Source organism: Limosilactobacillus antri DSM 16041 (genome assembly GCF_000160835.1).
Classification (GTDB): Bacteria; Bacillota; Bacilli; order Lactobacillales; family Lactobacillaceae; genus Limosilactobacillus; species Limosilactobacillus antri.
Genome location: NZ_GG700732.1, coordinates 314,557 through 324,396, shown reverse-complemented (window position 1 = coordinate 324,396; position 9,840 = coordinate 314,557). Strand labels below are relative to the sequence as shown.

The window sequence follows — 9,840 nt, the reverse complement described above, 5'->3', positions numbered from 1 at the left end:
TTATTTTCTCCCAATATGCAGGGCTCCTGCGCCCCAGTTGAGTTTGGTATAGTGACGCTCGTGGAAACCGGCGGCCTGCATCATCTGCAACAGCTGGTTGGCTGAGACAAACCGCTGGGCGGTTGTTTGCAGGTACCGGTAATCCGCGGCCTTGCCACCGAAGAGCTGGGCTAAGTGCGGAAATAATCTGAAATAGGCCCGCCAACCAACCTTGACCAGCGGGTTGGTTGGCTGCGACATTTCTAAACAGGCAAATTGTCCGCCCGGCTTTAGGACCCGGAAAGCTTCGGCGAGCACTTGACCGGCATCTGGCACGTTGCGCAGGCCAAAACCGATCGTGACCACGCCAAAGCTGCCGTCCGGAAACGGGAGGTGCATCGCATCCGCCTGGACAAGCTCAACTTCCTTGCTTAGCCCGGCCTTGCGAATCTTTTGTTTCGCAATTGTTAGCATCGGCCGGTTGAAATCCAAGCCGACGGTCCGCCCGCTGGGGCCGGCCTGCTGGGCCAGTGCAATTGTCAGGTCCCCTGTTCCGCAGCAGAGGTCAAGGCAGTCCATTCCCGCCTTGAGCGTTAACTGGTCAAACAGCGCGGCCCGCCACCTTTTCTGCGTTCCCAGGCTGATAACGTTATTAAGCAGGTCGTACTTCCCCGCCACCCGGGAGAACATTTCATTGACTTCATTTTCAGAGTGATGATTGGTTAGTGTCATTTATCTCCGCTGTGCCAGTACGGAAACCCGGCTAATTGCCGAGCAGAAAAGGGACACAGCATTCCCTCCATGATAATCCTGCCGACCGGTCAGTGGAAGTCAGCAATTCTTGACGGTTAGGCGGTTGCTCCGTACTTGCCCTTCACAACCAGTCCGTCATTAAATATAGCACCGCCAGACTAGAAAAGCTATCAAGACCGTAATTCCGGCGCCTGATAGCTTTTTCGTCTTATTAGCGGTCGGCAACGACCAGGTAGGTACATTCAAGCGGCCCGTGAACGCCGACAACCAGCTCCATTTCAATATCACCGGAATTAGAAGGCCCGGAGATAAAGGTGATGGCCGAGGTAGTCAGCCCATCGGCAAAGCGGTGCTGGTACTTCTCAACCGCTTCTCTGGTCGACCGCACTAAACCGCTCTTAGGAACGATCGCCACGAACCGGGTCGGCAGGAAATTAAAGCCGCGTCCCTGAACTGGACTGTTAACGACGGTCACCGTTCCCGTAGAGGCAATCAGGTAGTCGGCCATCCCCACGGCTAAGTCCGCTTGGTTGGCGTATTCTTCGTTCGTCATCCGCCCGGCCTGTGGTGACCAGGTGTTGACCGTGGCCACGCCGGAATGCTGGTACCAGTCGCCCAGCCCATAATTATCCCATACTGCCTGGTCAACCCCGGGTAAGAGGAGGTTCTTGACGCCCTTTTCCGCCACTAGCTGCCGCAGGTAATCCGCGACTTGCGCGGCTGACTTTTCAACCACGGTAGCGTTAACTGATTTACTATTTTTAATGGCTTCCGCATAGAGATCTTCTGGATCTAGGTCCGCCAAGAGCTGGTCAGGCAGGTTATTCAATGGCTTAAAAGGATGGTCGGCCAGCTGGTGGCGTTTCCGTCCGCTAGCTTTTTGCAGCCGGTTTAAGAATTGTTCCCGGTTTTCTTTACTATTGGCTTGTTCTAAAAGACTACTCATCCGCTTGGCCTCCTTCCTTCTTTACAATTGGCGCGGGTTCCACCGGCTGGTGGTGCTTATACCAGTGGCGGAAGTTATTCTTGGCCTTTGGCGGCCGGGGCACGTCCCGGGTATCAATCCAACCGTGAATTAACTTCGGTGCCGCTTTCGGTACATAGTCGATCTTGCCGCCATCGTACATTGGCTCGACAGCATTTGGCCCGCCATCGGTAAAGAGCTTGGTTCCTGAATGCGCCATTTCCAGTGCCGAATCAAAGAGCGCTGGTGACCCGGTTCCCACACCAACCATCTTTAAAATCAGATTGGTCATTGAGTGGTCCATATGCTTATCGTCCATTTCGATAATCCGGTGCTCGCGGATCAGGTGCTGGAGCGGGATCTTAACCGGACAGGTTTCGCTGCAAGCCGCACAAAGCGAACAAGCATACGGCAACTCCTGGAACTGTTCGTAGCCGCCCAGGATTGGGGACAGAACCTCGCCCAGCGGGCCAGGGTAAATTGAACCGTAGGCCTTCCCGCCAATTTGCCGGTAGACCGGGCAGACGTTCATGCAGGCACCGCAGCGAATACACTGGAGGATCGGTTCAAATTCGGTCCCTAGCGCTTTAGAACGGCCGTCGTCGACGATTACGACCCAGAAGTCCTCGGGACCGTCCACTTCGCCCGCCTTTTGCTTTCCGGTAAAGGTACAGTAGGTAGTTAGCTTTTGGCCGACCGCGCTCCGGGCGAGCATATTGTCAAGCACTTCGGCTTCCTTCATTGACGGGACGATTCGTTCCATCCCCATTACGACGACCTGCGTCTTCGGAATCGCCATCGTTAAATCGGCGTTCCCTTCGTTGGTGTCCAGGTTAATCATCCCGTTATCGGCAATGGCAAAGTTACAACCGGTAATCCCGAAGTCAGCGCTCATGAAGTATTTCCGCAAGTAGCCGCGGACGAACCGGGCTTCGTGTTGGGGATCATTATCGCCATCATAGCCGAGTTTTTGGAACTCCTTTTGGATCTGGTCACGGTTCATACCCAGGGTTGGGAAAACGATGTGGGCCGGTTCCTCCCAGTTATCCTCTTGGAGAATAAATTCGGCCAGGTCGCTTTCTAGCAAGTTGACTCCCGGAATTGACAGCAGGGTCTTATCCAGGTCAATTTCGGTCGTGACCATCGACTTAGATTTAACGATTCTTTTGGCCTTTTTAGCAATCGCCAGCTCTTTGATGAACTGGTGCGCTTCGTCTTCGGTCTGGGCAAAGAAGACATGGCCCCCCTGCCGTTCGACGTTCCCGGCGAATTCTTCCAAGTAGTCCGGCAGGTATTTGAGAACGTGCTGGCGAATCTGTTCAGCTAAATCACGCCATTCATTCCAGTGGCCGAGTTCACGCCGGGATGCAGTCCGCTTCACGAACTGAGCATCCTGGGCCTTGGCAACCGCGTCCCGCATGAACTGGTCTGACTCTGCCTCTTTTACCCGTTGCTTGAAGGGTTGGTTACTCGTTGCAATTCCCATCTAAAACACCCCTTCCCCATTGGCTGGAACAACCGCTTCGTGAGTATCCTTTAAATATTTGATCCGACTGGGGTCAACATCGTGGTTGAGCACTTCAGCGATGTGCATTACCTTAATGTGCTGCCCGTTCCGGTTCATGTAGCCGGCAATGTTCATCAGGCAAGAGGTTTCCATCCCCACCAGGATATCCGCCTTGGTCGCCATGATGTTCTTGGCCTTGTCCGCAACCATCGCCGTGGAGAGTTCCGGTTCCTTTGCAGAGAAGGTCCCGCCAAAGCCGCAACACAGTTGAACATTGTGCAGCGGGATCCGCTTAATCCCCTTAACGTGGTCCAGGAGAACAAACGGTGCCGTGCGTTCACCGAGCAGGCGGGTCATGTGGCAGGAACGGTGAACCGTAATGGTCGCGTCCAGCTCAGCCCCGCAGTCGACAACCCCGAGCACCCGATAAATGAATTGGCTGAATTCATAGATCTTGTCAGCAAGCGCAGCCGCACGGGGACCGTACACCGGATCATCTTTTAAGATGTCCTTATATTCCTTAATCATAAACACGCATGAACCGGTAGGCCCGACGATATAATCCGCGTCGATACTCAGCAGCGCGTCAATTTCGTTTTTAAATGTTTTCATTGAACCTTTGGCATAACCGCTGTTATAAGTTGGCTGCCCGCAACAAACTTGTTTCTCCGGCAAAAAAGTTTGACAGCCGAGGCGTTCTAAGACCTCGACCATCGACTTGCCAACGTTTGGAAAGAGCAGATCAACTAAGCATGAAGAAAAAATACATACTCGTGGTTGATTATCCATAATAAAGCACCCAGCTAAGTTTCCTAGTTGAGCTTCCTCCCTTCATCATCTATCACTATATTAGTCTTTCTAATATTGTAAGCGTTTCAACCAAAACTGTCAATTTATTGATTACCACCGTAATATAAAAAGGATTATGAGCATGTCATAATCCCCTTGTTCGTTTAGTAGACGCTGCCTTCATAGAAGTTGTAGCTGGGCTGGTTAAAGTTGAACTTGGCGAGGTCGGACATCTTAATGAAGTTGTCCGCAATTCCCCAGGTCATTAGGTTGATCGGCTTACCGAAGTCTTCATCAGGGGTAACCACGGTAATGTACTTGCCCAGCGCATTCGCCATCCCCAACTCGACGCCCATACCGACATCCTCTTCCTCAGGGATATAGACGGCAAGGACCATGTCGGTTGTAGATACACCGACCCGGTCGCCATTATATGTTGCCGTTGCCCATTCCCGGTCTTTCAGCAGCTCCGGATGTTCATCGACCCGGAGGCCCTTGTACTGGTGCTGGAGGGGAACGTAGGAATTTTCCAAGTCAATCGTCGGGTTAGCTTCGATCGCCTTCATGGCATCTTGGTAGGCCCGGTTTTGCTTGTCGGTAAACCAGCCAGCACAGAAATAAACGGTTTTGCTCTTGCTCATAAAATAGTTCTTCCTTTCGAGATGGGTACTTAACGCTCTAAAGCGTCTAGCGTCTGTTTGATAATCTGTTTGGCAGCTGCAGCGACTGACAGTTCGTGAGCAGCTGCATAGGTCCGCAGCTTTTGGTAGGTTACCAGGTCATCGGCACCCCGCCAGATTAGGCCGGTCACCTGACCATGCTCCTTTTTCATTTGGCATCATCCTTTCCCCATAATTGGTGTGCAATGTAGCGAAAGATTGTCTTGCGGGCGTGCAATTGACTGTGGGTGGTATTGGGGTAGATCCGCTGCTGGTAGCTAATCGTTGGGTGATCCTTGACCAGCGAGCGCAGCATTTCCGCCTGCACCACCGGCACTGACCCATCGGTTCGCGTGCTGCCCGGTTTAGTCCCCATGATGTTGTAAATCGACAAGGGATAATTGGGCTGCCAAGCCTGCATTTGCTGGCGGAGCCGGAGAAAATTCTTGTCGTGAGAGTGGCGGATCAGGTGGTAACGATACTCCAGCCGGGCCGATAGACTTTCTTCCACCGGAACCCCTATAAAGATCAGTTTATGCAGTTTTAAATTCCGCTGCAGTGCTGGCGAATCCATGTAGGCGTGCAAGAATTCATTGCCGCCATAGGAGTGGGCAATGATATTGACCTGGCGGATGCCGTAGTGCTGCTGCAAGTAAGTTAGCACGCTGGTCAGCTGCTTGACCTGCGGATGAAACGTTTGGTCATAGTTCCAGTCGTAAAGGACCTGGATCAGCGGATTTTTCTGCCCCTTAGAAAGCCGGCCAGAAACGCGGACCCGGCCCCGCGGTGAAACCCACACGGTTAAAACCTTCTGCGCCAGGTGCTGGTCTTGGTAGTAGTTAATCATTTTGTCATAAGTGACCGTGCTGCCGCCCCAGCCGGGAATTAGGATGGTGGGCGTGGAGGAATACTTGGTGTCCGCTCGCAGGTCGCGTTCACGCAAAGGCCGGCCGGTGGTCCCGCGCAGGAGGTAGAGCTGAACACAGCCCCCCAGTACGACCAGGCTGGCAATAACTAGTAAAAAGCGTTTGAAAAATCTTTTGATAATAACCATCCCTTTGCGCAACTAATCCTTAAAGTCGGGATTGGTTTTAGTTTATTAACCGAACAGCCGGGCCCAAAAGCCCTTCTTCTTCGGCTTTTCTGCTGGCTGCTGGCGATCCTGGCTGACTTCTGGGGCCGCCGGTGTTTCGCCGGCATAGGGGTTCCGCTCCCCAATCCAGTTGAAGAAGTCCTTGGCCTTGATTTCCACAAACTTCCCCCGCTTGCCGTTAATCCCGTTTACGCACAGCTCAATTGGCAAGGCGTTGCGGTATTTTTCAATGCTGTCGGCGGTAAAGCCGTTGGCGGGGTTAAGCTTGGAAATGTCGAAGAGCAGGCTGTCATCACCCTCCCGGTACTTGAAGTCGTCTTCCTGCGTCAGGTAGAGTTTGGCCCAGCTGTTTCGCGAGCTCTCCTTAAAGTCGTCACAGATGGTGTCCGCAAAGTATTCTGGAACCTCCATCCCGGCCATCTTGTAGTATTCACGGAACAGCTGCCGGGTTTGGGCGAGAAAGTCAAGTCGTCCCGTTTTCGGGTCAAATGACCGCCAGGGAGTTTCATCATCTTCCAATAGGCTGGCCATCCGCAGGGCGAAGTCCTTGAACAGGGTGTTGTTTAAGGTTTGCCGGACGTTATAGATATACCGGTTGGCCTCCCCCTTAAGCTTCTCGTCGATGACCTTATCAATCTGCAGGTAGTAGGTCCGCCGCGCGGTTTCCCGGAGCATCGTAAAGCCGGAATCATAGTTGGTGGTCCCAATCAAGGGGGCGATTGCCCGTGGATTATTGACCAGCTCGTTCATCGTGTCAACGACTAAGTGCCGACTGTACTGGTCCTGCTGGAAGAAGTACGGTTCGATTTCGTCTAGCAGGACGGGATAGGAGCTCCCGGTCTTCATGTAGTGTTCAATGGCTTCAACCGTCTTGCTCTTTTTTTGTGCGATATCAGTTGGATAAATGGTCCCGAAATCGATCAGGGAGCGGTCAGTGTTCCAGGTGAGCTGGTTGATAATCCGCAGGAGGGTTGACTTCCCGGACCCCGCAGTGGCCCCCAGGATCAGGAAATTCGGAATGTCGTTCCCGTCTTCGGGGTTCAAACTGGCCTTGGTCCGAATTTCCCACAGAAACGGGGCCGTAAAGCTGTACATGATGGCTTCATAGAAGCGCTTGCCGTAGTTGTCCGAGTAGTCCACGACGTAGCGCTGGTAACCCTGCATCACGTCACCGATGCTCTTTAAGCTATCCCGAATCTGACTGATCGTTGCCAACTTGCCGAACGGAATTGGGTGGGTCCCGGCGTCGTTGGGGACGTACAGCCCACTATTGTTGTTGACCAGGTTCCGTTCCATCGGACGGTCATACAAAAAGGTCGTGTACTTCTTTTCCGCCGTCCGCTGCTGGGGCGTCATGCCGCTTACCAAAGCCTCTTTAACCTGCTGGTAGATCTTTTGCCGGTCCTTGATTTTCGGCTTAGCCGCCCGGGGAGATACTGACAGCTTCTGGAGGTTGTAAATGGTGTCATGCTGCTTGGTGTCCCGTTCGATCTCTTCCTTAACCAGTGAGCGGTCAGTGGTAACGTTGCGCATCGCGATCGTCGTGTCGTGGGGAATGATGGCACTGTCGATCTGCTGCTGGAGGTCGTGACTGATGATGTCGGTCATGTCCTGAGCAGCAACCTGGTCGGTAGTATCGTTGTCAAGGATGACCACGCTAGTGCCTTCAGCACTCTGGTCCTTTTTGATCTCGTCTAGCTGCTGCTGTGCAGCTTTTAAGAGGTTATCGCTGAAGTATGGCCGCAGGACCGGCTTGATATCGTGCTTAAAGTGGTCCAGCAGGTTGTTAAAGAGGCGCTGGTCATTATCAAACACCAGCACTTCACTATATTGGTTGCGGTCCTTAGCAAACGATTCCGCGGTCAGGTCAATGCTGCCAAGGATGACCCGGCAGTCCCCGCTCTCCTCGTTGCTCAGCAGGTAAAAGCGGGAGTAGATCGCCTGGGCGGGTGCGTATTCAAACTTGAACAGACCGTTTAGGACGTTGGCCTGGTTGCCGCTTGAGAGGGCCTCAAATAGTTTTGCCGGTTTCTTATTGGCCACCGCCAGCAATGCATCGGTCAGGGCCACCTTGGTGATTACCTCACTCGCCGAATTAACGTGCTTTGCCGGGGAGGCCCCGAGAACCACTTCTGCTTGGATAAACTTGCTCAGGTAGCGGTTGACAAAGTCGGCATCGGTTTCACCAGTAATCGCCGTAAAGCGGTTAAAGCGCCGGGAGTCAAAAAGCTGGTTGACTTTTAGCGGCGGGGTCTTTTGCCCGTTAAACACGATGTGCAATTTGGTTAAGTCTGATTCGCTTGGCATACTGTTCCCTTTTCTTTCTTCATTAGAGTAATAATTAACCTTATTTTCGTTGATTTAGGCTGATTTTGCAAGCACTGGACAAAAGATTAGCAAAGTGTTCATAACTGATGGCGATTAGGTGTTAAGCGGCGAAATTAACTTACCTGATTATTTTTCACTTTAGTAACCGCTAGTTTCAATTCGGAGAAGCGCACCCTAACCGTTGATGTTTCATTTTCCGACAATTGTCTTGCTAACGTAGCATATCACCTGATAAGGGAAATTGCCTTTTTGCAAAAATATTTTTGATAATGCACTATTTCCCCGTCAATAAATGAAGCCTGTGCAGGCTTCATTTGCTGCTGATCTTTTTTAGAAATAGATGTATAAATTAATTAATTATGAATAACTATGATAGCGGATGAGCCTTAGAAAAAAAAAAAAAAAAAAACCAATTAAAATGGTGATAATTCCAGCATCAAGGATGTTTGAATTATTATTTTTTACTTTGAGGAGGAATTATTACTATGCCAAGTAGTAAAGTTCATTTTAAATTATATAAGGCCAAAAAGAATTGGGTTTCAGCTGGTTTAGTGACCACTGCCGTTCTTGCCGGCCTAACTTTGGGGACTGCGAAGAGCAATGACGTTGTAGCCCACGCTGATACGACCCCTGTTGCTACGCAGACGGTTAGCCAGCAGACAACTAATGATGCTGCTACTCAATCAGCCACCACAGTTGAACAAGCGCAACAGGCAGCTAACGACGCTCACGCTGCAGCCAACAAGGCGGATCAACTCCGTAATAATGCCAAGACTGATTGGGATAAGAAGGTTACTCACCAGAACAATTTGGATACTGCAGCTGCCAACGCTCAAGAAAAGGCAAATAATGCTAAGTCTGACTGGGACAAGAAGATTACTCATCAGAGTAACTTGGATACTGCAGCTGCTAACGCTCAAGAAAAGGCAAATAATGCTAAGTCTGACTGGGACAAGAAGATTACTCATCAGAGTAACTTGGATACTGTAGCTGCTAACGCTCAAGAAAAGGCAAATAATGCTAAGTCTGCTTGGGATAAGGCCACTACTCATCAAAGTAATCTAGACCAGGCCGCTGCTAAAGCACAGGAACAAGCAAACAATGCTAAGTCTGCTTGGGATAAGGCCACTACTCATCAAAGTAATCTAGACCAGGCCGCTGCTAAAGCACAAGAAAAGGCAAATAATGCTAAGTCTGACTGGGACAAAAAGATCACTCATCAGGCCAACCTGGAACAAGCTGCTGAACAGTTGCGAGAACAGTTGGAAAACGCTAAGAGCGATCAAACTTTTGCACGTGAAAATGAAACTAATGCCACTGGAGCATTACAAGACTTTTGGCCTGTCTTAAATGATGCTCGTGGAGGTCAAAAAGCTCCTCATGATATTGCTGATGAACTTTATCCAATTGTAATGGCTGCCAATGGGCTTCCTGCCTATGAAAAGGTTAATGATGCCATGACCGCTGTTTCAAACTGGGCAGATGATTCTAATAATGCATCATTAAAGCAAGCAGCGCTAGATAAATTAACGGATGCATTTAGTGCATTATCTAGTTCAATGGCTCAGGCAAATAACGCTTCACGGCAAGCTGATGAAAAGGTTACTAGCTTACAACAACAGCTGGACCAGCTGAATGTTAAGGCACAGGAGGCTGCTAATCAGGCCGATGCTGCCGGCCAGCTGTTTAATGACCGCAATAACGATGCTATCAAAGCACAAAAGGCCGCTGCTGATTACCGTGCAGTTTCTGATGCTGCCGGCCAACT

Annotated in this window: 9 protein-coding genes; 1 reads left to right on the top strand and 8 read right to left on the bottom strand. The window is 51.0% G+C overall.

Going from position 1 to position 9,840, the window contains the following annotated elements:
- From ubiE to HMPREF0494_RS01515, 8 genes are all read right to left on the bottom strand, one after another.
- Entirely contained in the window at nucleotides 1-711 is a 711-nt protein-coding gene (ubiE, locus tag HMPREF0494_RS01545; RefSeq protein ID WP_007123155.1) for a bifunctional demethylmenaquinone methyltransferase/2-methoxy-6-polyprenyl-1,4-benzoquinol methylase UbiE, read from the bottom strand.
- Nucleotides 712-943: 232 nt separating this feature from the next.
- Nucleotides 944-1,678, bottom strand: coding sequence for a LutC/YkgG family protein (locus HMPREF0494_RS01540; RefSeq protein ID WP_007123154.1), 735 nt, complete (start codon nucleotides 1,676-1,678; stop codon nucleotides 944-946).
- Nucleotides 1,671-3,182 carry a LutB/LldF family L-lactate oxidation iron-sulfur protein gene (locus HMPREF0494_RS01535; protein ID WP_007123153.1) on the bottom strand — a complete coding sequence of 504 codons (1,512 nt, stop codon included), beginning with the start codon at nucleotides 3,180-3,182 and terminating at the stop codon, nucleotides 1,671-1,673. Before HMPREF0494_RS01535 ends, HMPREF0494_RS01540 begins: the two co-directional genes overlap by 8 nt.
- Entirely contained in the window at nucleotides 3,183-3,992 is an 810-nt protein-coding gene (locus HMPREF0494_RS01530) for a (Fe-S)-binding protein (protein WP_040458647.1), read from the bottom strand. It lies immediately after the preceding gene.
- A 164-nt stretch (nucleotides 3,993-4,156) separates the two neighbouring features.
- Complete coding sequence (locus HMPREF0494_RS01525) at nucleotides 4,157-4,633, bottom strand: nucleoside 2-deoxyribosyltransferase (protein WP_007123151.1); 477 nt, start codon at nucleotides 4,631-4,633, stop codon at nucleotides 4,157-4,159.
- A 29-nt stretch (nucleotides 4,634-4,662) separates the two neighbouring features.
- Nucleotides 4,663-4,824, bottom strand: a complete 162-nt coding sequence (locus HMPREF0494_RS11370; RefSeq protein WP_007123150.1) for a hypothetical protein — start codon at nucleotides 4,822-4,824, stop codon at nucleotides 4,663-4,665.
- Complete coding sequence (locus HMPREF0494_RS01520; RefSeq protein ID WP_007123149.1) at nucleotides 4,821-5,705, bottom strand: alpha/beta hydrolase; 885 nt, start codon at nucleotides 5,703-5,705, stop codon at nucleotides 4,821-4,823. Before HMPREF0494_RS01520 ends, HMPREF0494_RS11370 begins: the two co-directional genes overlap by 4 nt.
- A gap of 45 nt (nucleotides 5,706-5,750) precedes the next feature.
- Nucleotides 5,751-8,051 carry a P-loop NTPase family protein gene (locus HMPREF0494_RS01515; RefSeq protein ID WP_007123148.1) on the bottom strand — a complete coding sequence of 767 codons (2,301 nt, stop codon included), beginning with the start codon at nucleotides 8,049-8,051 and terminating at the stop codon, nucleotides 5,751-5,753.
- 506 nt (nucleotides 8,052-8,557) lie between these two features.
- Between HMPREF0494_RS01515 and HMPREF0494_RS11365 the strand changes: the two genes are divergently transcribed.
- On the top strand, nucleotides 8,558-9,840 hold a 1,283-nt coding region (locus HMPREF0494_RS11365), incomplete at its 3' end, for a KxYKxGKxW signal peptide domain-containing protein (protein ID WP_007123147.1).